Below are 24788 nucleotides of genomic sequence, written 5' to 3'. Positions count from 1 at the left end.
AAGTTTTCATCTTTAATTAAATACTTAAGTCATCTTCGTCATCATCTTCATGATCATCTCTATCATATGTTTCTTCATAACTTTCATCTTCTGTCGTAATAAAGACCTCATAATGACTCATGTTGGTGACATCGTCTATACGTATGTATATAGACATTTCACCAGATTTTTTATTTCCAGTTATAAGTTCTTCTATTTCAAACTCTATTTCAATTACAGGTTCATCTTCATCTAGTTCATAACTCATTTTATAAACAGATTTTGTAGAAGCTGTATATATTTCTAATTCAATTTCAAACTCTTCTTCATCACTTTCAATTTGAAGGACAGATTCATAAATAGTTTGATTGTTTTTTACATGCTTAATGGTATACTCAGATTCTTCTGTATCTGTTTCATAGATTGTTTCAATATAAGTTACATCATCAAGATAACTTCTGATTGTGATGGTCTCTTCATCAGACTCTACTTCTTTTTTACCATACATGGTATAGTTTAAACCATCTTTAATCATGATACCTTCAATACTAAAAGTAGTGTTATCATCTTTTTTATCAAATGATTTTACATTGTAATATAATTCATAACTAAAACCCATACCAAGTAAATCTGATGTTTGAACAACTACATAGGTTTCATATTCTGGATTGGTGGAAACTTTAACCTCTACAACAGGTTTAGTCTTACCATTTAAAATAGATTCTACAAGACTTAAGAATGGTTTTAAATCATCCATCGGGGAAACATCAGTAAGGTTTGTGTTTAGATTTAAGGATAGATTTTGGTTGATATTTCGATCTTTTGCAGATGGTAAAAGTGAAGCATTAGATAAAAATGATAATGGTAATACATTCATTTCTTGTTCTAGAATGTCCTTACCAGACGGTAGTTCTACTTCACTTATGCCTTTAGGTGTATTAAGTACCCAAATACCTACAGCAATAATGGATATAAGTAAAACACTCATGACCATTTTTAAATTAAATATAGGCATTCTAAAACGCTTAGGAAGGCTTTCTTGTCCTAAATCTTCCTCAGCTCTTAATGCACTTATAAGTGCATAATCCATTTTAGGTGCATCTTTTGGAATATGAGATTCTATATCTGATTTAATTGAGTTTAACATATCTTTTTTACGCATCATATTCACCATAATAATCTTTTAATTTATCTAAACCTTTTTGGTATAGCCAGAGTACTGTGCCAATTGGTTTATCGATAATTTTAGAAATTTCTTTATGTGTTAAATCATCTAACACCTTTAATATAATCACTATCCGCTCATCTTCAGTTAAGTTATCAAGCATCATAAGTATTTTTGATTTTTCATCAGGTAAATCCCTATCTTCTGATACTACCTGTTCTAGAACTTCATCTTCTATATGGGTATGTTTCTTTTCTTGCCTATAAATATCAATTGCATAATTTTTCGCTATTTGCATAATCCAACTATTAAAGTTTGTGCCTACTTTATACTGGTTAATTTTGATTAACACCTTCATATAGACATCTTGAAGTACATCAGCGGTTTTATCGTGATCTCTTAAAATAGAAAAGACGATACCATAGACACCGCGTTTGGTGTCATGGTATAGTTTTTCAAATGTTGTATCATCGCCATTTTTTAGTTTATCGATTGCGTCTTGATCAAGTTTCATAAAAATGCCCTTCTTTATCTATATACGATGATACCATGTTTATACTTAGTCTTCTAGACTTTGATCACTTTGTTTTGTAAATATGATTTCATAATGTGCTTGATTATTTTCATCATAAGTTACATTGTAATATGCTTTACCTTTTGTAAAAACGCCATCAAGTTCTGTTTCAAATTCTACTTTTAAGACTGTTTTACCGTCTTTTTCTTCTAATTCAAATTCATATTTACCAAATTGATTATCAGATGCATATTCTAATTCTATTTTTGTTTCATCATCTTCAGTTTCAAATTCTACTTTAAATTCAGAAATTTTACTACCTTCACGGTACACTTCATATTGGAATTCAATTTCTGCAGATTCAACTTCATATTTTACAACAACATAGTTATTTTCATCTATTTTTGTTGTAAATTCTAATTCCATTTCATCGGATTCTAGTTCTTGTTTACCATAGACAGTATAGGTTAGATCTTTGTATTGGATGATACCTTCAAATGTAAATTCCTCTTCCATGTCGTTAATACTTACATGTTTGTCATCATCATCGTCATCATCGTCATCATCGTCTTCATCATGATCATCATCCATATCGTCATTGTCATCTTCTAAATTGCTAGTTATATTATAATACATAACATAAGTATTAGATTGACCTTCGAAGTCTGGAATAGTTACGACTTGCATATGTGTATAACCTTCTAAATCTGATGGTTTAGTTTCATGGCTAAACCCGTTTTTTGAAGCTAACATATTTTCAAACATGACCACATATGGGCTAATCTCTTCTACAGCTTCTACTTGTTCTTCTGTTACAACTTCAACAGTTTCTTCATTTGTTGTAGTTGTTTCTGGTGTTTCTTGTTCTATGACATCAACAGATGAACTTAGTTGAAATGCCATCACGCTTTCTTTATTTTTAAACTCAAGTATGTTTGAGTTTTCAGATTTACAACCTACTAATGTTAAGGCTGTAATCATTAATAATGCAATACTAAATGTTTTTTTCATGTGTAATTCCTACCTTTCACCATATATACGAAAGACATGGTGTGTTTTATTGGTAAAAAATAAAAATAAAATATTTTTAATGCGTAATCCTCAAATTTACCCACATTTGGGGTCCGAAATTGATTATGGTATAATGAATGAACATAATGATTATAAGGTAGGTGTAGTTTATATGAGTTGTCCAAGTTGTGGATTTGAATATACATATGAAGATAACGGCATGATGGTTTGTTCTGCTTGTCAGTATAGTTGGGATCCTGCTCAACTTGAAAGTGAAAATAAGTTCACTGTCAAAGATGCCAATAATAATATATTAGTAGATGGTGATGATGTTATCGTCATTAAAGATCTTAAAGTAAAAGGTTCTTCGAGTGTGATTAAGCAAGGTACAAAAGTTACAGGTATTAGGTTAATTGAAGATGCAAAAGATGGCCATGATATCGACTGTAAAATTAAAGATTTTGGTCAAATGAAATTAAAATCAGACTTTGTTAAAAAAGCAAACTAACAAGTTTGTTTTTTTTATGTTAACTATGGTTTATTTACGATAAGTTAAAAGTATTTTTCATAACTTGAATATTTTACGTATCCAAGTCCTCAAAATTGAATAAAGTAAGCGTATTCATTATAATTAATTATATATAAAATATATAAGGAGTTCACATGAAAAACATAATCCAAGATTCAAGTAGAGTGTTTATCGGTACTGATGTACCTGATGTATACCAAAACCCTTTTGGTGCGAACAAAGTTTATGGTGTTGTAAAACCTATAAACGAAGATGAAGTTATTAAAGCAGTTCAATTTGCAAATGCTCAAAATATGCCAATTATTGCACGTGGTGCAAATACAGGTGCTGCTGGTTCTCAAATACCGGTAGTTGGTGGCGAATTAATCATCGACGTTAGTTTAATGAATAAAGTCGTTGAAGTTGATTTAGAAACGATGACCTTAACTGTAGAACCTGGTATCACACTAGAAAATGTTCAAAAGATAGCTGATGAGCATGGTTTAATGTATGCACCAGACCCTGCCTCTAAAATGTCTTCTATTGGTGGTAACGTATCTACCAATGCTGGTGGTATGCGTGCAATTAAATATGGCGCTACAAGAGAAAACGTTCGTGGCATGCATGTTGTCTTAGCAGATGGCACTAAATTAGCACTTGGTGGTAAAACAATTAAAGATGCTTCAGGTTATGATTTACTAGATTTATTTATCGGTTCTGAAGGTACTTTAGGGATTACAACTCAAGTTTCATTAAAACTTGTACCAAAACCTAAATTCAATAAATCAATGGTATTAGCATTTAATGATCCATTTACAGCAACAGATACAGTAATTGAGATTTTAAAAACTGGTATCTTACCAGCTGCACTTGAGTTATTTGACCGCGAATCCATCAAATTTAGTGAATCCTTCTTAAATAAAAAATTCATCTCACAAACAGGTGAAGCGTACATCTTATTAACTGTTGATGGAAATGAATTAACAAACATCAATAATTCATTAGACCTAATTCACCAAATTGGTGATAAAAAGGCTATAGAACAAATTTTCTTAAATGAAAAAGAAGCTACCGAAGCATGGCAAATGAGAGATTCTATTCTTTACGGTATTATGAACGCTACATACTTTGAAATGTTAGACGAAGTTGTACCTATTAATAAATTTGCTGACATGATTCGTTATACTAAAGAGTTAGAAACAAAACATGGTATTAGAGTGTTAAACTTCGGTCACTCTGGTGATGGTAATATCCATACAATCATGATGAAAGATGCACTTTCAGATGACGTTTGGCAAGCTAAACGTCATGCATTCTTAGATGATCTCTATAAAGAAGTGTATCGTTTAGGTGGTTTAATTTCTGCAGAGCACGGTGTTGGTTACTTCAAGAGAGAACATTTCCTAAAAATGACAAACCAAGAGAACATCCATGTGATGAAATTAATTAAAAAAGCACTTGATCCTAAAAACTTATTAAATCCTGGAAAAGTATTTTAATACATTAATAATCATTGAGGCTCAATCTAAATAGGATTGAGCTTTTCTTTATATACAATCGATAAAATATCACAAAATTAGCACTCTATACTTGACAGTGCCAATAATATTTGATATACTATATGTGGACTTGGAAAGATACATCAAGTTCAAAAATAAAAATAAAGGGAGTGTAAAAACTATGTTGAGTTTATTGAACAAGAATAGAAGTTTCTTTGATGATTTCTTCGAAGACTTCAATGTGCTTAATCCGGTGACTACTTCTAACTTAATGAGAACAGATATTAAAGAAACACAAAATGGTTACTCATTATCCGTAGAACTTCCTGGATTTAAAAAAGAGGATGTAAAGGTAAGCTTAGAGGATGGTTACTTAACTATAGAAGCTCATACTTCTAAGAATTCAGAAACCAAAGATCAAGCTACTAAATACATCAGAAAAGAAAGATATGAAGGTACTATGAAACGTAGTTATTATGTAGGTAACCTACATCTTGATGAAATCAATGGTACTTTTGAAAACGGTATGTTACATATCGAACTTCCAAAAGAAACCAAAAAAGAGCCTGAAAAACGTTATTTAGAACTTAAATAACCATGATAAGAACCCAAGCAATTCCAGTTTACCAAAACCCAGTACTTGGGTTCTTTTTTTATACATTTCTAACACCCTATTAAAAATACCAATAACGAATAAACAACTACTTTCTACCACTAAAGATAAATTTCATGTATAATATATAAATAGTTTTGATATTCAAAACATTTTACCAAAATTAAGGAGACAATCATGATTATTAAACCGTCTATACGTAGTAACTTCTTTACAAACTCAAATCCATTAGGTGTTCAAAAAATGGTCAATAACTATATTGAAGATGTTAAAAAATTACCTAAATATAAAGGTCCTAAAAATGTATTAATTATTGGAGGATCATCAGGTTACGGACTAGCATCTCGTATTAGTTTAGCATTTGCTTCAGATGCAAATACTATTAACGTTTCATTTGAAAGTATACCACGTGGTAGTAAAACAGGTTCTGCTGGTTACTGGAATAACTTATTTTTCCAGGATGCAGTAAAAGATCTAAATCAAAAACATTTTGATTTTAATGCAGATGCATTTATCCCTGAAACCAAAAAGGCTATTCTAGAAAAAATCCAAAAAGAATTTGGCCAAATTGATTTACTCATTTATTCTCTAGCATCTGGTGCACGTAAAAATGTTGAAACAGGCGAACTAATTCGTTCATCTATTAAACCTTTAGGTAAGCCAGCTGTAGGACGCACCATTGATATTAAATCGATGCATGTAGAACCATTAACTGTTGAACCAGCTACAGAACAAGAAACAAAAGATACTGTGTTTGTTATGGGTGGGGGAGACTGGAGTGACTGGGTAACATACTTAGATAACGCTGGTGTTTTAGCAAAGGATTTTAAAACTATTTCTTACACATATATTGGTGGAAAAAATACGGATGCAATTTACCGCTCTGGTACAATTGGTCAAGCTAAACTAGATTTAGAAGCTACTGCCGACAGATTAAACACTTCATTAAAAGCTAAATATAATGGTGAAGCACTAATTTCTTCAAGTAAAGCTATTGTATCTAAAGCAAGTGTATTTATTCCTCAAATGCCAATTTACGTATCCTATCTATTTGATGAAATGACTAAAAATGGTACACACGAAACTACACTAGAACATAAACATAGATTATTTAAAGATATGATTTATGGCAACAACAGAATTCTAGATGAAAACGGACGAATCCGTTTAGACCATCTAGAAATGGATTCTAAACTTCAAGAACGTATTAATGAACTGATGCATAAAGACATTGATCAATCATTCTTAGATTTAGAAGGTACTAAATTATTCTTAGATGAGTTTTACCAAATCAACGGATTTAATGTACCAGGTGTAAATACAGATCAAGAAATTGATTTAGACGCACTTCAAACAACCTACAAAACTGATAAGTATCTTGATTTACTAGCAGATTAATTTATATAGTTTAAAAACTCTATCTAGACCTAATTTTTGGGTCTAGTTAGAGTTTTTTTATTCTTTAATTGTGGCACAAACCCATCAGACTCAAATTTTGATATAATAAGTTAGGTGATTATGATGAACAAAGATACAAAGAAAAAAATACTTATAACTTCTATAATACTTGTAGCCATTGTTGGTGTATTTATACTACTTTATTTTTTACTTGGACTCAATAAGTATTTTACAGATGCTGATTTTATTAAAGAAAAGATAGAAAGTTATGGTAATTTAGGTAAATTCATCTATATACTCATCAACTTACTTCAAACAACCATTATACCCGTAACCAATATTCCTACAATATTTGCAGGTACTTACGTTTATGGTCCATTTGAAGGAGCAACACTTGCAATCATTGGTGTATTAATTGGTAGTGTGATTAGTTTTTATGTAGGCCGTATATTTGGTACGAAACTACTTCGCTGGATATTAGGTGATAAAGAGTTAGATAAGTACCTAGATATGATGAAAGGTCGCGAAAAGGTAGTTTTTTTCTTAACGATGTTGCTTCCAGGGTTTCCTGATGACATTATTTGTATGGTCGCTGGTATTACACCCATGCGATTTAGATTCTTTTCAATCACTTTACTTATTACTAGAACAATTCCTATATATTTAACTGCATACGGTGCAAGCCTCATTCGACTAGATACGGTTTGGGGTTGGGTTATTTGGATAGCAATCTATGTCATTATATTTTATATTGGACAAAAGATTTTACGTCACTGGGATGAGATATTGGCGCGATTTAAAGGTAAAAATAAAGGAGAATAATTATATTCTCCTTATTTTTTACTCTAATTCAAAACTACCTGTAAATAGTTCATAATAAGTTCCTTTTAAATCAATGAGTTCATTATGACTACCACGTTCTATGATGTTACCATCTTCAAGTAAGATGATAGCTTTTGAGTTTTTAATGGTAGATAGTCTATGCGCAATGACAAATACTGTTCTACCTGTCATTAATCTATCCATACCATCTTGGATTAATTTTTCTGTATAGGTATCAATGGATGAAGTTGCTTCATCTAAGATTAATACCGGTGGATTTGAGATTGCAGCACGTGCAATCGACAATAACTGACGTTGTCCTTGGCTTAAGTTTGCACCATCATCTGTGATAATAGTATCATAGCCATTAGGAAGTTTTAAGATAAATTCATGCGCATTAGCAAGTTTAGCTGCAACAATAACATCTTCATCCGTTGCATCTAACTTACCATATCTAATGTTTTCTCTTACTGTTGTTTGGAAAAGGTGCGTATCTTGTAAAACAATACCTAAAGACTTTCTAAGTGCTGACTTTTTAATATCTTTAATATCAATACCATCAAATGTAATTATTCCATTATTAATTTCATAAAAACGGTTAATTAGATTCGTAATGGTTGTTTTACCAGCACCAGTGGAACCAACAAATGCAATCTTTTGTCCAGGTTTAGCAAATACAGATATATCTTTTAATACTAATTTATCGCTACTATATCCAAAGTCTACATGATCTAACCTCACATCACCTTTTAATCTAATCAGTGTGCCCTTATTATTCCATGCCCAAATATCAGTTGGTTCATCAGATTCTATTAGTTCTTTATTTTCATATTTAGCATAAGTTAAAGTTACATGACCTTCATCTACTTCTTTTTCTAGATCCATCACTTCAAATACACGGCTTGCACCTGCAAGTGCCATTTGAACAAAGTTTAATTGCTGACTCATTTGGTTGACTGGTCCCATAAATTGTCTTGTAAATATTAAATATAAGACTAATCCAGAAACAGATAAATAACCGCTTAGTACAAGCATACCTCCAAAGATTGCAGTTAATGCAAACCCTAAGAAACCAAGATTAATGGATATTGGTATGAGCATACCACTTCGTGTCATTGAAATTCTAGCTGAGTCTTTTACTTTTTCATTCAAGAGACCAAAACCTTCAATTGCTTCTTGTTCATGTCTAAATACTTTAACAACTTTTTGTCCTTCGATCATTTCTTCAATATAACCGTTTAATAAGCCAGTATTTTTTTGTTGTGCATTAAAATACTTTCTAGTTCTTTTACTAATGATTCTAGTTATACCAATTAAAATTACAGCAAACACTAAAGTAAATAATCCAAGTACCCAAGAAATAGCAACCATCGCTATAAAGTAACCAACCATCAACATTAAGGATACGGTTAACTGAGGTAAACTTTGAGATACCATTTGACGTGTTGCATCCACGTCATTAGTGAATCTACTCATGATATCACCGTGTTTATTTGAGTCAAAATACTTAAGTGGTAAATCCATCATGTGATCAAATAAACTCGTTCTTAAATGCACTAAGCTGTTTTGACTTACATGTACCATCAATCTTAAGTGTGCAAAGGTAAATGAAATATTAATTACATAGAATAAAACCATCATACCTAATAACTTAATGACACCACTAAAATCTGTACTACCTACTTCATACATGCGAAGTGCTTCATCCATCACGTTTTGTAGGGTATTTAATCCACTAACGTTGGCGATTGTTGAAACCACCATGAAGATTAGTACTAAAATTAAAGGTAATTTATTTCTTACATAGACAAGTTTCATCAATCTTACAAAGGTAGTTGATTTTTTAAATATTTTAGTTTCTTGTTTTGTCATTATTCTTCTACCTCCTTTGATTTGCTTTGTGCATCATATATCGTCTTATACATTGCATTATGTTGATATAATTCTTCATGTGTACCAATTGAATTGATACCTTGTTCATCCATTAATATAATTTGATTGGCATCTTCAATTGAACTTAATCTTTGACTGATGACAACTTTTGTCATATGTGGCATATCTTTTCTAAATGCTTCTCTAATTAATGCATCTGTTTTAGTATCTACTGCAGATGTAGAGTCATCTAGTATTAATATTTTAGGACTTCCAATTAATGCTCTAGCAATCGTTAAGCGTTGGCGTTGTCCACCACTTAAGTTGACACCACCTTGTTCAATATGTGTGTCTAATCCTTTTTCCATTGCCATCACAAAATCATAAGCTTGGGCTTGTTTTAACACTTGAATGATTTCTTCATCAGTGGCATCTTTTTTACCCCACTGGATGTTTTCACGAACCGTACCACTAAATAATACATTTTTTTGAAGTACTAAAATAACTTCTTTTCTTAATGCCTCTAAACCATAGTCTTTTACGTTTTTACCACCCACTAGAACTTCTCCACTTGTTGTATCATAAAGTCTAGCAAGCAATTGGACAAGAGTTGATTTACCTGTACCAGTCGATCCAAAAATACCTACATATGATCCACTTTCTACTTTTAAATTCACATCTTTTAGAACATATTTATCTGACATTTGTCCATACTTAAAACTTACCTGATTAAAACTAAATGAACCATCTAGAACGTCATGTACTGGATTTTCAGTTTCCTTTAAGTACGGTTCTTCATCCAATACTTCATTAATACGAGCAATCGATGCTCTTGACATCGCAAACATTAAAAATATTTGACTAAGCATGAGTAAACTAAATAATACTTGGTTTACATATGTAATTGTATTAGCAAACTGACCTTCTGTTAAGTCACCAATACTCATCATTTGAGAACCAAACCACCCAATAAGCACGAAACTTAGTCCGATCGAAAATTGCATTAATGGTCTATTAAATGTAATGATTTTTTCAGCTTTAACCGATATATCTCTTACATCTTTTGTAGCTCTATCAAAACGATTTGTTTCATAATCTTCTCTTACAAAAGACTTTACAGTACGTATACCGATTAAATCTTCTTGAATTGTAAGGTTTAAATGGTCAATTTTAGTAAACATCTTAATAAAGTATTTATGTGCTCTGCTTAAGATCAAGTAAAACCCAATCACTAAAATAGGTACTACAATGACAAATATTGCTGCTAAAGTACCTGCAAATATTGCAATACTACCAATAGAAAAAATCAGTAATGCAGGAGCTCTTAATGCCACTCTTAATGTCATATTTAAAGATTGTTGAATCATATTGACATCCATTGTCATTCTAGTAATTAAACTAGATGTTTTAAAGTTGTCTATGTTTTCAAATGAATAAGTTTGAATCTTTTCAAACTGTGCTTGACGAAGATTATGACCAAACTCAGTAGATACCTTAGCTGCTGTTTTAGTAACTAAAACACCAAATACTAAAGCAATCACTGCTGAAATAATCATGAGTGCACCGTAATAAAGAATAACTTCTTTATTAGGACTAGCTACACCAAAACTATCTACCGCGTTTACCCCATCATCAATTAACTTACTCATAAATATAGGAATAAGTATTTCAAATATAACCTCAACAATAATTAAAATAGGAATTAGAAACAACTCTTTTTTAACGGTATTAAAATATTTAAATAACTTTCTCAATTTGCTTCCTCCTCATCTATAAATTTATTCATCTTTTCAACAACACCTTGAAATACTAAAAGTTCTTGACCTGTTAATAACTCATAGATATTATTTTCCATATCTTGTGTTGTTTTAACCGCACTTAATGCGACCTCTTCACCTTTAGGTGTTAATACAATACGTTTTTTTCTTTTATCAATCTCTGAATCTATTCTTTGAATATATTCATAATTTTGTAAAGTATCTATCATACCCGTGACTGTACCACCACGGATTTGAAAAAAGGCTTCTATATCTTTTTGATATACAACCTCGCTCTGATTTCTATGTAAATACATTAAAACTCTAGCTTGGCCAGTATGTAAATCATTTTCCAGATATTTTTTATCCATTATTCTTTTTAATTTACTTGTTAATATAAACAATTCTTTTATGAGTTGTTTTTCCACTGATATCACTCCTTATTAGTTAGGTACCTAACTATTATAGGCCATAAAAAATGATTTGTAAACTCGGTTTATCAAATCATTTTATGTAAGCGTTTCACAGTGTATTTTTTAACATAAACTGCCCAGTTAAGACGTTTTTCATAATCGAAATGTGTGAACTGTTTACACATTTTATACTTTTATCAAATCATTAATCCTTAGGTAGATGTATGATATCTACAATATCATCTAAGGCTAATCTAATGCCATTATCCAATATCATATATCTATAATTGCGATCTAGCTTTTTAACATGACCATAGATATTTTTAATATAGCCGTCATAATAATAGTAAATTTGAATATCTAACCTGTTTTCTATAGCTTCCTTAAGTAGTTCATCTAGTTTATTTAACTTATCTTCTAAAAGTATTGGTCTATCCTTTTTACCTTTTTCATATTTATAGGCTTCAATTGTTTCATGAAATCCATTTAATGCATCAAATGGTGCCCACTTAATAATGCCTCTATCCTTATACATGATGGCCACCTATTTGTTTGTTTCTTTGTTTGGCAGTTGCATGTTCTTGTTCAGAAGATAATCTAATAACTGAATTTTTACCAAATTTATGTTTGATTTTATCCATTGTCATATGGAGTTGGTATTCTTTTTCTAACTGATGTGCATCTTCAAATAATGAATATTGATATACTTTACTATCTGTTAATTTAGAAAGGTGTACACCTACTGTACGAATTGGATACCCTTCATAATACATATCAAATAAGTCTTGACATGTTTGATATATGGTAGCTTCAGATGATGTGGGTTGTTCAAGCGTTACTTGTCTAGAAAAACCACCGGCTACACTTTTAGTATAGCCTATAGATAGACTAATCGTTTGGGCACGCTTTTTAGCAATTCTAAGTCTACGCGTTACATCATCTACCATCTCTAATATAATGGTCATGATTTCCGTTTCACTATAATCTCTGAATAGCACTTGACCAGAACCAAATGATTTAGGTTTTGTTCTAAGTTTATATTTATCTTTAATTTCACTTAGATCGATGCCATGGGTGTGATACCATAACTCTTCTCCTAAGACACCAAATCTACGTTTTAACTTCTCTTTAGGATAGTTTGCGATATCTCCTATCGTAAATAATCCAAGCTTATTTAAATGGGATTCCATTCGATGACCAATCCCCCACATTTTAGAAAGTGGTGTCACTGGCCATAAGTGATCTTTAATATCATCATAGTTCCATTTAGCAATATTATTAGGGTTCTTTTTAGCTTCAATATCCATACTTAATTTAGACATTATCATATTAGGTCCAATACCACACGTTGCAGTTAAACCTAATTTAGATGTAATGGTATTTAGTATTTCTTCTGCAAGTTCTATATCTGTCTTTTTATAATATGCTAGGTAACTTGTTAAATCTAGAAATGCTTCATCAATAGAATATACATAAAGATCAGCTTCACTTATAAAATCTAGATAGACGCCAATGACTGATGCTGAATATTCTAGATATGTTTGCATCTGAGGTTTTGCATAAATGATGTTTAAATCCTCAGGTAGTTCAAATATTCTGCAGCGTGAAGGTACACCTAAAGATTTTAAGTAAGGTGACACCGCAAGTACAATAGAGCCACCGCCCCTAGATTTATCAGCAACAACTAGTGGTGTTTTAAATGGATCGAGTCCTCTTAAAACACATTCAACTGATGCATAAAAACTTTTAAGATCGATACATAAAATTGTTTTATTTAGTTGGTATATTTTAAGGTCTTCCATTTTATTTCGCCTCCCTAGTTTCTTCATTATATACAAGCAATTTGATGAAAGCAAGTTGAAAATACACATCATTTTAGATACAAAAAATCACCATAGCAGTTAACTGCTTGGTGATGATATTTTGTAGTAATTAGCATATTTTACATAATGTAAATACTATGATTTATATACATTTGAAACCTTAGTTAGGCCGCGAAAGCGGTCTTATTTGAATAGTGAATACGGTTGATAATCGGCGTATAAGTGCCTTATAAGGCTATTAAACATCATTCTTTGTAGTTATTAATCATTGCATCAACTTCTTCAAGACTAGGAATATTTTCCATTGCTCCTAGTTTTGTAGTAGATAGTGCTGCATAGGCATTTGCAAATTTTAAAATGTCATAACTGTTATATTGATTTAAGATAAGATTGTTTTTACTGAGTTGATATAGGAAGGCACCCATAAATGCATCGCCTGCACCTGTGGTATCAATACTATTTATTGTAAATCCAGGATGTTTAATGACTGCATCAATATCTTTAAAGTATAGTCTAGAACCTTCTTTACCTTTAGTCACGATGACTACTTTCACTTGACCAACAAATAGGGATTTAATCGCTACTTGTTCATCATCAAAGCCTGTCATAAAGTTTAGTTCATCACTAGATACTTTAACGATATCTGTTAAGTGTAAGAATTCATAAATGACATCCAGCATTTTTTTATGGTCTTGCCATAACGCCAGTCTAATATTTGGATCAAAGCTTACTAATCCGTTATGCTTTCTAGTAAGTTCAATCGCTTTGATGTGTGCTTCTTTAATTGGGTTATCTGTTAGTGATACAGAGCAAAAATGTAGGATGTTTCTGTCAAATTCTTTTTTAGGCACCATAGATGCTTCATATAATTCATCCGCACCGGGATTTCTATAGAATACAAAATCTCTATCACCTACATCTGTTAAACTCACAAACGCCAGTGATGTTGGTCTTTTAGATGTTTGGTGAATATATTTAGTTTCTACATTAAATGATTTTAGTTTATCAATCAAATAACTACCGAAACTGTCATGACCAACTTGTCCTAAAAATATAGACTCACCACCAAGTTTAGCAACCACTGCTGCTACATTTGCTGGTGCTCCACCTGCATGTTTTATAAAGTTTTGGACTCCTTTTAGATTTACACCTTTTTCCTTAGGTATGAAATCTATTAATAGTTCACCTATTGTTATAACTTTCATAAGTATAACCTCCCCATATACTTCTATTTTATCACTAAACCGGTAAATGTTTAATGCTTCTAATAAAAATACAATCCGATTGGATCGTATTTATCGTATTTTAAATAGTTTTTCAAATTCGGCGTTTAAAATAACTTTTCTTTTACTATCTTCCCACTTATCATGCTTATCCTGTTCTTCATCATCAATATAGTAATTAAATCGATTTGATAAAAACACTTCATCAGAAACTTCTTTAGGAACAAAGTACATACTTGAGTATACTTCAGGTTCTTGGTTAGATGGCTTTTCAAATAACTCATAGCAATCTACATATTCTAAAACCTCATATCTAACAGTTTGTCCATAAATATTTTTGTGAGGTCCAATAAGCATTACTTTAGCCATATATCTTTCAGCTTTTTCATAAGCATCATCTGATGAGTTGGCTTCAAAGAGTAAAACTTGTTCTTCATAGTAGTTTATATCATCAGAATAGTTTTTATCAGTAAACTCAGGTGAGCCTTCTACAATGATTTTGCTAATCACCTTAACTGAATAAGTTGATAATTGATGTGTATCTGATTTTGTCCTAATAGTTTTTGAGAGTGCTTGTAGTTCTAAATAAGGTTCACCTTCAACAATAGACACACTTTTAATTTTACCAATAATAGGTTTAAAGTCTTTAACCATAGAAACCAAACCCGTTAGCATCTTTTTAGTGTCTAACTTAGCACCTAGCGTACAGTGTGGTTGCCATTGATCTTTTTGATAGTGTGCATAGTTTGATATTAACTCATCCTGGCCTACAAGGTCTTCAAGCATTTCACTTATAACACTATGGTTGTATAACAACACTTCATTCATAAGTGGTGCAAGATAAATTACTTTAGGTACAAACTGTCCTAAAGATGCAAATATGACTTCACCTGTTCTTAGTTTTCTTGAGTAAATATTAAATTTATCTACATATTTATCTAAATCATCAGTTTGAAAAACACCCAGTGTAATATGTGGTGGTATCAGATAATCAACCCCAAGTTCCTTGTTTAACTTATGTATTAGTTTTTGGATTTGATTTTCACTTCGTTTATCAAATTTGAGTATAACAGCGTAGTTTTTCATATATTACCTCTTTTACATCAAATGTTAAAAATATCGGCAATTAAGTAATGAACTTTAAGAGTTTTTGGAAATAAAGTTTACAAGGTATTCTCCAAATATTTCTATATTCTTTTTATCAAAACCAAATATCTTTTCTAAATATTCTATCTTTTTAGGTTTCATCTTAGCTAAATTCTTAGCTACTTGATCTGTGTAAACTGCTTCTACCGGAATTTTATTAAATTTAGAGATTCTTGGACGTTCAGCAATTAGTTTTTGAAATAACTCACTATCTTTATCGATAGTTTCTTCATTAGAAGTAACTGCATTATCTTTTAATAGTTTGATAATAGCATCACCAAATAGGTTAACCTTGTGTGGACCAAATCCCTTAACATTAGCCAGTTCCTCTTTTGTTTTTGGATTTGCTGCTATGACATCATCAATCATGGCATTGTTGTATACATTATACAAAGGATACATCTTATGTTCCTTAGCCAATTGTAATCTAAGTGTCTTAAATTTCTTGACCAAATCAGAATCTTCATTATCATCTTCATTTTTAGCTTCTACTTTAGTATCAACTTTAACCGGTTCCTCTTTGATAAATTCAATAGGTGAATCGCCTTTTTCTTTAATATCATTCTCATAAATACTTTTAACATGCTCTATTAGATTTGTTACATCTTCACCACGTAATATTTTTATATCCATGGATTCAGCGATTTCCTTTGCATCAGTTGTTAAATCAGATGTTGTGATAATCCATAAATCAGTAAGATCTAGACGGCTTTTAGCACTTGCAAGTTGATTGATAGGACCTGCCCCAACCTTATTCTTCCAGTATTTGGCTTGTATACCAATTCTTCTTACACCACCATCTGCAAGTTTATCTGAGACGATAAGATCTGCACCACCATCACCCTGTCCCTTTTTACCTAGTTTTCTAACATTTGAACCATTCATTTTAAATACATAATATAAAAACCACTCAAATTTGTCATAGTCGTAGTATTCATCATTCATCAACTGTTCAAAGGTATTAGGAAACAAGAAATCAATTTTACTAGTTTCCTTTATCAGTTTATTTAATATATTCATATAGTCACCCCTAAATTTTATAGTTCTATTTTAGCACATTAGAGCCAAAAAAACGACTTTTCAAAGTCAATTCAACTTGATACCTTGTTTTGTGAGTCTAAAATCACTTTTATATTCATTGCCAGATGTGTTGTTATAATTAATGGAAGTGATACAACAAATAACAAGATTGGTAATAATGAAAAATCACCTGCATTTACTGGTGGATTTTCATTTATAGCAAATACTATATATACACTAAATATCACTATTGATAATAAATCAGAGATAACCAATACTTTACTGTATTTAGGATTTTTATAAGTGTATACTATATCGAGTAGTAATGTAGTTACTGTAAGGATAACGATTGATGTATATGACATAAACTTAATTTTAAAAACTAAGTAGATTAAAAGTGTTAGTAAAGTTAACATCAGTACAAAATAAACTCTTTTAGCCATTTTTATTCCTCTAAAATATTAATTAATAGTCAAAAATTAAATAAATAATGGTGTATCCGATCAGGTTTGAACTGACACTCTTTCCCTTCGGAGGGGAATGCTTTATCCAGTTAAGCTACGGATACAAGTGAAAAATGGTCTACTTAATATAGACCATTTTTTGATGCCAAATACCTGCATCTTTATATTTTCTTCCAACGACTTTAAAATCTAACTTCTTATAGAAATCTATTCTAATATCTTGACTACTTACAGCAAGTACATCATGTCTTTCTTGTAAGTATTTAATGATTTCAGTAGTAAAACCTCTTTTTCTATATTCTTTTAGAGTTGCTACTCTACCAATATAAAGTTCTTCTTTTTCTTCTATAAGTCTCGCATATGAAACAATTTTTCCATCTTTTTTGATAAACAAGTGTTCACATACAAGATCATGGTCATCAATATCAACTTCAATAATTTCTTGTTCAACCATAAAAACAGTTTGTCTTAGCTTAAATATTTCAACAAGTTCTTCTTTGGTTAACTCTTTAAACGATTTATGAAATACCATATTACACCTTTAACTTTTTAAATGCAAACATAGAAATTGCGCTACCACCAAAGCCTACAAATAGGTATCTAACAAAATCTAAGTATAAATTATCGACTGCAATCATATCAAATAAGAAACTTAATCCTAGATAGAATACACCAACAATTAAAGCACCAATTAGTGCTCTATATAAAATCTTAATGCCTTTTGGTAAGTCATTATATTTTATATATAGTTTATCTACTGCATAACCGACAAAGAATCCAGTTAAGCCACCTACTGCAACAAATAGGTTTTTAAGTTCATCATATGATTGTCTAAATGTTGAAACAATAAATACGATAACAACTAATGGGATTGTGATGAGTAATCCAAATAAGTGTTCTTTATCGTCCATCATATCCACTATTTTAGAAACACCAAGTGCTATAACAATACCTAAGGCTAAACCTGCAAGTACATCTGTTAAGTAGTGTTGACCCAAGTACATGCGGGTAAATGGCACAATAATTAATGCAGCCAGTAATACCCATTTTAACCAGTTCGATTTCTTTGAATAATTTTGGTATAAAACCGTTGTAATCACACCTGTATTTTGAGCATGTCCTGAAGGGAAACTATAGCCGTGAGTAAGGGTACCTACACCAAGGGATGGATCTTCAACATACGGTCTATTTCTTGCGATAATTCCTTTTAATAGTTCATTTATAATAGCACTACTAATAAATACAAATACGAGCTTAAATGCTACCCTTTTATTAAAAAACCAATAGATTACTAATGCAATCGCAATAAATACGAGTTGATCACCTAACTCTGTTAAGAGTTCCATGAGTGTATCTAAAAAAGGATTTCTAATACCTTGTATAAAGCGTATAATATCTAACTCATTCATTGATTTGTTCTACCCCTTTTGATTTTTTTCTTAACTTTTTATTTTCTTTAATCATTTTTCTTAGTTTAGTTCGTTCTTGATTTTTTTTATGTTTTACAAACATCTCTTCAAATTTTGATAATTCTAAGACTTTAAACCCAGTCTTTTTTATAAAGGATGTAAAGCCAAAGGAACGCTTAATCATGCGTTCATCTATCATTTTTGAAATCATTGTTTTAGCTACATAGTATCCAAGTTCTTCTTTTTCAGTTTTAAACTCCAGATTAAACTTCACAACATCTAGCATATCCGCTAAACGATTCGATTCAAATGCAGAAGTTGATGTAAAGTTAACAATCGTAATATCATAATTATCATAAATATGTGGGTTAAACCCGTAATCTAATGCAATTGCAAAAATAAAGTTACACCCTGCTTCAATTAATGGTTGAACTGGATAGTTATCAATAACACCACCATCTACATATTTATGTTCACCAATGGTTGTCGGACCAAATACAAGCGGAATTGAAGAAGAGGCCATCACCGAGATAAACGGATCATCTTCTTCATTTAAATGAAATACTTTCTTTTCCATAGTATCTGTTTTAATTTGATGAATAAATGATTCCTTATCATAAATACGTGCTGCAGTTGCGAAACCTTGATATTTAGATCTTTTAATGCGTTTAAGATCGACACTTTCAATTAGCTTTTGTGCGACCGGTCTAAAATCATAAAGTCTTTTTTCTTTTAAGATAGATTGTTTGGTACCAAAGACATTTTCAGAGTCCATGATATCCCAAATTTTCACCATTTCTTTATGGCTTTTTTTGCTCATTAATAAAAGTGTGTTGATTGCACCTATTGAAACACCTGATATCGCATCAATGTGTTTTAAGAGATTTAATTCTTCTAATGCCTTGATGACACCTAGTTGGTAACTACCCTTTGCACCACCGCCACCAAGCATTAATCCCACTTTTATTTTTTGGTTCATCTCATTTTCCCTTTAAGTGATTGTTGCTGTTCACGTTTGATATCACGTTCTTTAATCGTTTCACGTTTATCAAACAACTTTTTACCCTTAGCAAGTGCAATAACTACTTTAATTAAACCTTCATGAAGTTCTACAGTTAAAGGAATAATGGTCATACCATCTCTAGTCTGTGCGCCCATAAGTTTATCAATTTCGCTTCTGTTTAATAATAGTTTTCTAGTTCTCGTTTCTTCATGATTAAAAATAGAGGATGCATCAAATTTTGCAATGTGCATGTTTAAGATAAAAACTTCTCCATTTCTAAATGTGATATAGGCTTCATTAATTGAACATTTGCCCGCTCTAATACTTTTAACTTCACTACCTTGAAGTTTAATACCAGCCACGAATTTTTGTTCAATAAAATATTCAAAATGTGCTTTTTTATTTTGAGTAATAATTTTCATGTAAGATTCCTTTATGTACTATCTGTTTTTCTTAGGTCCAAATCCTTTTTTACCACTTTTTGGCGCTTTCGATTTAGTCTTTCTAGATTTACCCATATCCGCAGGATTTGGTTTACGCTTGACCTTAGATGTACTTGTTTTATGTGCTTTATAGTCTTCTGCGTGATTTTGTGGATCAATTGTAAAGTCGATATTATTTTCCACTTCATCTACTTTAATCAGTTTCACTCTAATTTTATCACCTAAGCGGTATCTTTTACCACGTTCTGTATAAAATAAGAGTGCTTCATCATCATAGATTAAATATTGATTAACGTTTCTAACATTTACTAAACCTTCAATACCATTTTCTAATTTTACAAAGAAACCACTTGGCATCATCGATACAATTTGTCCATCAAATGATTGATTGATAAATTGTGCCATATATTGACGGCTCTTTAATTTATTGACTTCTCTTTCCATATTTACAGCTTGACGTTCTTGATTAGATGTATGTTCTGAATAGGAAGGCATTAAATCTCTATAGTGTTTCTTTAGTTTTTTTAGAGTTTCAGCATCCGGATTGTTAAGCATTAAGTCTCTAATCATACGGTGGAGTAAAAGGTCAGGATATCTTCTAATCGGTGATGTAAAGTGTGAGTAGTATGCACTAGCTAGACCGAAGTGACCAATTGGTTTTTCTGAGTAGATTGCTTTTTGCATACTTCTTAATAAAATCATGTTAATGATATATTCGTAAGGTGTCTGGGCAACTTTCTTGGTTAATCTTTGAAGTTTTTGAGCACTTGATTTAGCACTTTGATCAACTCGAAACCCAAGTTTAGCACTGGATTCAAAAGCAATATCTAATTTTTCAGAAGTAGGCTTTTCATGCACTCTGTAGATACCCGGTAAATCATTAAAGAAGAAATGTCTTGAGACCGTTTCATTTGCAAGAATCATGAAAGATTCAATGAGTGCTTCCGCCTCATCTGTGGTACGCTCTTCAACACCTAGAACATCACCATTAACATCTAATACAAATTTAAGTTCTGTAGAATTAAAATCTATCGCACCACGTTTTGTGCGGATTTGTTTTAACTTTTGAGCAATTTCATTCATTGTAAATAACATCTTATCTACTTCCTTAAAACCAGTAGATTGATGTTCTTTAAACAACTGATTGACATCATGATAAGTTAGACGATGTTTACTTTGAATAATAGATGCATAAATATCATAGTTAACTACTTCAATATCAGGGTTTAATTCCATTTCACAAGTAATTGTGTATTTATCTTCGTTTGGATTTAAACTACATAAATCATTACTTAAACCATGAGGTATCATAGGGATAACTCTATCTGCTAAATAAACAGATGTTGCACGGTTATAAGCTGCCTCATTTAAATAACTACCTTCTTTTACAAAGTATGAGACGTCTGCAATATGAACACCTAATTTGAAGTTACCATTTTCTAAATATTCTAAACTAATCGCATCATCTAAGTCTTTAGCATCTGCACCATCAATTGTTACAACTAATTTATCTGTGATATCTCTTCTTGTTTTACGTTCATATTCATGATCAATTTTAATATGATGTAGTTCATTTAATACTTCTTTACTAAATTTAAGTGGCCATTCATACTCATAAACAATCTTAACAATTTCCATGTCAGGATCGTTTTTATGACCAATAACTTCTCTAAATTTGGTAAATATTTGAGTTCTTGTAACCTCAGTTACATCTAGTAGCACCACATGTCCATCTACAAGGTAATCTGGTACATCTTTTACAATAATCAATTTATTCTGAGCTTCATTGGCATCAAATCTCATCTTCTTATCACTACGTATTTTAACGTCTGCGATTAATTTAGTTAGATTTGAGTGAATAATCTCTTTAATGTATGGATTGTATCCTACAATATCTGCAAGTACAATATCACTTTCCATTGCTCCATTTAAATCAAATAAATCAATAGCAATATCTTTTGCGCCTTCTGGCATCATTAAAAAAGCGATAGTTCTTTTAATCGTAATTTTACCTAATGCATAGCGCTTTTTTAATTGAATATGTGTGTTATCAATAATATCAAAATATTCTTTATGTGCTTCTAATAATTCATCTGTTTTTTCTTTATATACTTCTTTTACAAGTTCATAAGTTACTTGTATACTTTTTTGGTCATAAAACCATTTAATGAATTCTTTATTCATGGTGTCAGACACCTCTTTTCTTGTTTTTCTTAATTGACTTTAGTATCTGCATCACTTAAACTTTCATAAAACTTAATTTCTGCTAGAGCCATTTGCTTTTCGTTAAGCATTTCATCCTTTTTTTCTTTACGTCCAATAATGAGTTGAGAAATAGCTTCCCATACAATGACCCATACAAAGATAGTAATTACACTTTCTATAACACTTTGCCAAGTTGAATTTATACCTAGTTCATTAAAATTAATCAAGTTAAAACCAATGATCAATAATAAACCTAGTATAAAATAAACAAATATAAATATAAAATCTCTTTTTAGTTTAGATTCCATTGCCTTATAACTAAACCAGTAATATCTTTTTAAAGCTTCTTTAACATATTCTTGGTTAATGGTCGATAAGTCTGTAACAATAAAATTAATCACTAATGGATAAATATTAGGTATCGGATCGGCGATTGTATCTAAGTACGTAAATATTTCATTTTTTAATAACATCTTATTAGAATATGGTGAAAATAGTTGACTGCGGTCATTGATGACTACATCAACAATGGCATCACCTTTTTCATCAATATAATCCTTATTAATAAAGTCTTTCACATTTCTTTTTTTACGTCTTTGTTGCTCCATCTTTTGGAGTTCTTTAGGTGTGAACTCTTGTTTCATATAGATTACTTCCCTTTTAAGTGTTTGATAAACAAGTCCGCAGCAGCATTGTTTGTTGCTAGTGGAACATCATAAACATCACAAAGTCTTAATAGTGCAGATACATCAGGTTCATGTGGTTGAGCAGTTAATGGGTCTCTAAAGAAAAATACTAAATCGAGTTTACCATTAGCGATCATTGAACCAATTTCTTGGTCACCACCGAGTGGACCTGATTTCTTTAAATTAACTTTAAGTTTTGTGTGTTCCATAATACGTGTACCAGTTGTCCCGGTTGCGTATAATGTATGGTTTGATAAATAGTCTTCATGATCTTTAGTAAATTGAATCATTAAATCTTTCTTTTTATCGTGTGCGATAAGTGCTATTCTCATAAGATTCCCCCCCCATAATGTATATGTTTAATTCAATGTCTATCACTAAATATTATAACATGATAACAGCCACTCACTGAAAGAATATGGATTTTATATATGAAATATATATCATTTATCTTATAAAACATAATAAAAAGTGCTGCAAATAAATTGCAGCACTTTCTTTTAAGGTTTTAAACTTATTTTTTTAGGTTGTAGAAAGAATCTTTACCTAAGTAAACAGCATCTTCACCTAGTTGATCTTCAATACGCATTAATTGGTTGTATTTAGCAACACGGTCTGTACGTGAAGCTGAACCAGTTTTAATTTGTCCTGTATTTGCAGCAACAGCGATATCAGCAATTGTTGTATCTTCTGTTTCACCTGAACGGTGTGAGATAACTGCTGTATAACCAGCACGTTTAGCCATTTCGATTGCGTCAAATGTTTCAGTTAATGTACCGATTTGGTTTACTTTAACTAAAATTGAGTTTGCTGTGTTTGTTTTGATACCTCTTGCAAGATATTCAGTGTTTGTAACAAATAGGTCATCCCCAACTAATTGGATTTTTGAACCTAATTTGTCAGTTAATAACTTCCAGCCATCCCAGTCATTTTCATCCATACCATCTTCGATTGAGATGATTGGGTATTTTTGAACTAATCCAGCATAGTATTCTACTAATTCAGCAGAAGTAAATTCTTCTTTAGTAGATTTTTTGAATACATATTTACCTTTAGCTTTATCAAAGAATTCTGAAGCAGCTACGTCAAAACCGATAAATACTTCTTCACCAGCTTTATAACCAGCATTTTTAATAGCTTCTAAGATGTTATCAATTGTATCTTCATTAGATGCTAAGTTTGGAGCAAATCCACCTTCATCACCTACTGCAGTTGAAAGACCTTTTTTCTTTAAAATAGCTTTTAAAGCATGGAAGATTTCAGCTCCCCAACGGATAGCTTCTTTAAATGAAGGCGCACCTACTGGGAAAATCATGAATTCTTGGAAGTCGATTGGAGCATCTGAGTGTGCACCACCATTGATGATATTCATCATTGGTACTGGTAATTGTTTAGCGTTAAATCCGCCTAAGTATTGGTATAATTCAAGGTTTAATAAATCAGCAGCAGCTTTAGCAGCAGCGATTGAAACACCTAAAATAGCGTTTGCACCTAATTTACCTTTGTTTTTTGTACCATCTAAAGCGATTAATTTTCTATCAAGAGCTACTTGATCTAAAACTGAATCTCCTAAGATTGCTGGTCCGATAATGTCATTAACATTTTCAACAGCTTTTAAAACACCTTTACCTAAGTAACGTGATTTATCACCGTCACGTAATTCAACAGCTTCGTGTTCACCTGTTGAAGCACCTGATGGTACTAATGTTCTACCAAATGCACCTGAGTCTGTAACGATTTCAACTTCAACAGTTGGGTTACCGCGGCTATCAAGTACTTCTCTAGCATATACGCTTGTAATAAATGGCATATTTT

The 24788-nt window shown here is 31.3% G+C and carries 25 protein-coding genes and 1 tRNA gene; 5 read left to right on the top strand and 21 right to left on the bottom strand.

What is annotated here, in order from left to right; all coding sequences use genetic code 11:
• Positions 1–16 precede the first annotated feature (16 nt).
• The 3 genes from ACL_RS02135 to ACL_RS02125 are packed head-to-tail and all read right to left on the bottom strand — an operon-like array spanning position 17 to position 2669.
• Complete coding sequence (locus ACL_RS02135; RefSeq protein WP_041633784.1) at positions 17–1141, bottom strand: hypothetical protein; 1125 nt, start codon at positions 1139–1141, stop codon at positions 17–19.
• Positions 1134–1658, bottom strand: a complete 525-nt coding sequence (locus ACL_RS02130; protein ID WP_012242377.1) for an RNA polymerase sigma factor — start codon at positions 1656–1658, stop codon at positions 1134–1136. The genes ACL_RS02135 and ACL_RS02130 overlap by 8 nt, the downstream gene beginning before the upstream one ends.
• A 45-nt stretch (positions 1659–1703) precedes the next feature.
• Positions 1704–2669, bottom strand: coding sequence for a hypothetical protein (locus ACL_RS02125; protein WP_012242376.1), 966 nt, complete (start codon positions 2667–2669; stop codon positions 1704–1706).
• Between the two features lie 172 nt (positions 2670–2841).
• Between ACL_RS02125 and ACL_RS02120 the strand changes: the two genes are divergently transcribed.
• The 5 genes from ACL_RS02120 (at position 2842) to ACL_RS02100 (ending at position 7509) form a co-directional block, all read left to right on the top strand.
• Complete coding sequence (locus ACL_RS02120) at positions 2842–3177, top strand: zinc ribbon domain-containing protein YjdM (protein ID WP_041634633.1); 336 nt, start codon at positions 2842–2844, stop codon at positions 3175–3177.
• 155 nt (positions 3178–3332) lie between these two features.
• On the top strand, positions 3333–4676 hold the full coding sequence (locus tag ACL_RS02115) for an FAD-binding oxidoreductase (protein WP_012242374.1): 1344 nt from the start codon (positions 3333–3335) through the stop codon (positions 4674–4676).
• 181 nt (positions 4677–4857) lie between these two features.
• Positions 4858–5271: an Hsp20/alpha crystallin family protein gene (locus ACL_RS02110; RefSeq protein ID WP_012242373.1), complete on the top strand. Its 414-nt coding sequence runs from the start codon at positions 4858–4860 to the stop codon at positions 5269–5271.
• Positions 5272–5466: 195 nt separating this feature from the next.
• The gene (locus ACL_RS02105) at positions 5467–6687 is read left to right on the top strand and encodes a trans-2-enoyl-CoA reductase family protein (RefSeq protein WP_012242372.1); all 1221 of its coding nucleotides are present in this window, start codon (positions 5467–5469) and stop codon (positions 6685–6687) included.
• Between the two features lie 123 nt (positions 6688–6810).
• Positions 6811–7509, top strand: a complete 699-nt coding sequence (locus ACL_RS02100) for a TVP38/TMEM64 family protein (protein ID WP_041633782.1) — start codon at positions 6811–6813, stop codon at positions 7507–7509.
• 18 nt (positions 7510–7527) lie between these two features.
• On the opposite strand, the gene ACL_RS02095 is transcribed toward ACL_RS02100, so the two are convergent.
• The 18 genes from ACL_RS02095 to eno all read right to left on the bottom strand — a co-directional run bounded on the left by ACL_RS02095 (position 7528) and on the right by eno (position 24783).
• Positions 7528–9381 carry an ABC transporter ATP-binding protein gene (locus tag ACL_RS02095; protein WP_012242370.1) on the bottom strand — a complete coding sequence of 618 codons (1854 nt, stop codon included), beginning with the start codon at positions 9379–9381 and terminating at the stop codon, positions 7528–7530.
• Complete coding sequence (locus ACL_RS02090; protein WP_041633779.1) at positions 9381–11135, bottom strand: ABC transporter ATP-binding protein; 1755 nt, start codon at positions 11133–11135, stop codon at positions 9381–9383. Before ACL_RS02090 ends, ACL_RS02095 begins: the two co-directional genes overlap by 1 nt.
• Complete coding sequence (locus ACL_RS02085; RefSeq protein ID WP_041633777.1) at positions 11132–11566, bottom strand: MarR family winged helix-turn-helix transcriptional regulator; 435 nt, start codon at positions 11564–11566, stop codon at positions 11132–11134. The genes ACL_RS02090 and ACL_RS02085 overlap by 4 nt, the downstream gene beginning before the upstream one ends.
• 190 nt (positions 11567–11756) lie before the next feature.
• Positions 11757–12086 (bottom strand): YolD-like family protein, encoded by a 330-nt coding sequence (locus tag ACL_RS02080; protein ID WP_012242367.1) that lies wholly within the window; start codon positions 12084–12086, stop codon positions 11757–11759.
• Positions 12079–13353 carry a Y-family DNA polymerase gene (locus tag ACL_RS02075; protein ID WP_041633776.1) on the bottom strand — a complete coding sequence of 425 codons (1275 nt, stop codon included), beginning with the start codon at positions 13351–13353 and terminating at the stop codon, positions 12079–12081. The genes ACL_RS02080 and ACL_RS02075 overlap by 8 nt, the downstream gene beginning before the upstream one ends.
• Before the next feature lie 266 nt (positions 13354–13619).
• Positions 13620–14579 carry a carbohydrate kinase family protein gene (locus tag ACL_RS02070; RefSeq protein WP_012242365.1) on the bottom strand — a complete coding sequence of 320 codons (960 nt, stop codon included), beginning with the start codon at positions 14577–14579 and terminating at the stop codon, positions 13620–13622.
• Between the two features lie 90 nt (positions 14580–14669).
• Positions 14670–15683 carry a DUF4288 domain-containing protein gene (locus tag ACL_RS02065; protein ID WP_012242364.1) on the bottom strand — a complete coding sequence of 338 codons (1014 nt, stop codon included), beginning with the start codon at positions 15681–15683 and terminating at the stop codon, positions 14670–14672.
• 54 nt (positions 15684–15737) lie between these two features.
• On the bottom strand, positions 15738–16763 hold the full coding sequence (locus ACL_RS02060) for an HRDC domain-containing protein (protein WP_012242363.1): 1026 nt from the start codon (positions 16761–16763) through the stop codon (positions 15738–15740).
• A 71-nt stretch (positions 16764–16834) separates the two neighbouring features.
• Positions 16835–17206: a hypothetical protein gene (locus ACL_RS02055; RefSeq protein WP_012242362.1), complete on the bottom strand. Its 372-nt coding sequence runs from the start codon at positions 17204–17206 to the stop codon at positions 16835–16837.
• A 48-nt stretch (positions 17207–17254) separates the two neighbouring features.
• Positions 17255–17331: transfer RNA gene (locus tag ACL_RS02050), tRNA-Arg, on the bottom strand.
• Positions 17332–17345: 14 nt separating this feature from the next.
• Positions 17346–17759: a GNAT family N-acetyltransferase gene (locus tag ACL_RS02045; RefSeq protein ID WP_012242361.1), complete on the bottom strand. Its 414-nt coding sequence runs from the start codon at positions 17757–17759 to the stop codon at positions 17346–17348.
• A 1-nt stretch (position 17760) separates the two neighbouring features.
• Complete coding sequence (locus tag ACL_RS02040) at positions 17761–18636, bottom strand: phosphatase PAP2 family protein (protein ID WP_012242360.1); 876 nt, start codon at positions 18634–18636, stop codon at positions 17761–17763.
• Positions 18629–19615, bottom strand: coding sequence for a patatin-like phospholipase family protein (locus tag ACL_RS02035; protein WP_012242359.1), 987 nt, complete (start codon positions 19613–19615; stop codon positions 18629–18631). The genes ACL_RS02040 and ACL_RS02035 overlap by 8 nt, the downstream gene beginning before the upstream one ends.
• On the bottom strand, positions 19612–20061 hold the full coding sequence (smpB, locus tag ACL_RS02030; protein WP_012242358.1) for an SsrA-binding protein SmpB: 450 nt from the start codon (positions 20059–20061) through the stop codon (positions 19612–19614). The genes ACL_RS02035 and smpB overlap by 4 nt, the downstream gene beginning before the upstream one ends.
• A gap of 18 nt (positions 20062–20079) precedes the next feature.
• Entirely contained in the window at positions 20080–22266 is a 2187-nt protein-coding gene (gene rnr / locus ACL_RS02025; RefSeq protein ID WP_012242357.1) for a ribonuclease R, read from the bottom strand.
• 29 nt (positions 22267–22295) lie between these two features.
• Positions 22296–22931 (bottom strand): hypothetical protein, encoded by a 636-nt coding sequence (locus tag ACL_RS02020; protein ID WP_012242356.1) that lies wholly within the window; start codon positions 22929–22931, stop codon positions 22296–22298.
• Positions 22932–22936: 5 nt separating this feature from the next.
• The gene (locus ACL_RS02015) at positions 22937–23305 is read right to left on the bottom strand and encodes a methylglyoxal synthase (protein WP_012242355.1); all 369 of its coding nucleotides are present in this window, start codon (positions 23303–23305) and stop codon (positions 22937–22939) included.
• A gap of 182 nt (positions 23306–23487) precedes the next feature.
• Entirely contained in the window at positions 23488–24783 is a 1296-nt protein-coding gene (gene eno / locus ACL_RS02010) for a phosphopyruvate hydratase (protein WP_012242354.1), read from the bottom strand.
• Positions 24784–24788: the final 5 nt, after the last annotated feature.

Source organism: Acholeplasma laidlawii PG-8A, assembly GCF_000018785.1.
GTDB lineage: Bacteria > Bacillota_I > Bacilli_A > Acholeplasmatales > Acholeplasmataceae > Acholeplasma > Acholeplasma laidlawii.
This window is presented reverse-complemented; position numbering and strand designations above follow the sequence as displayed.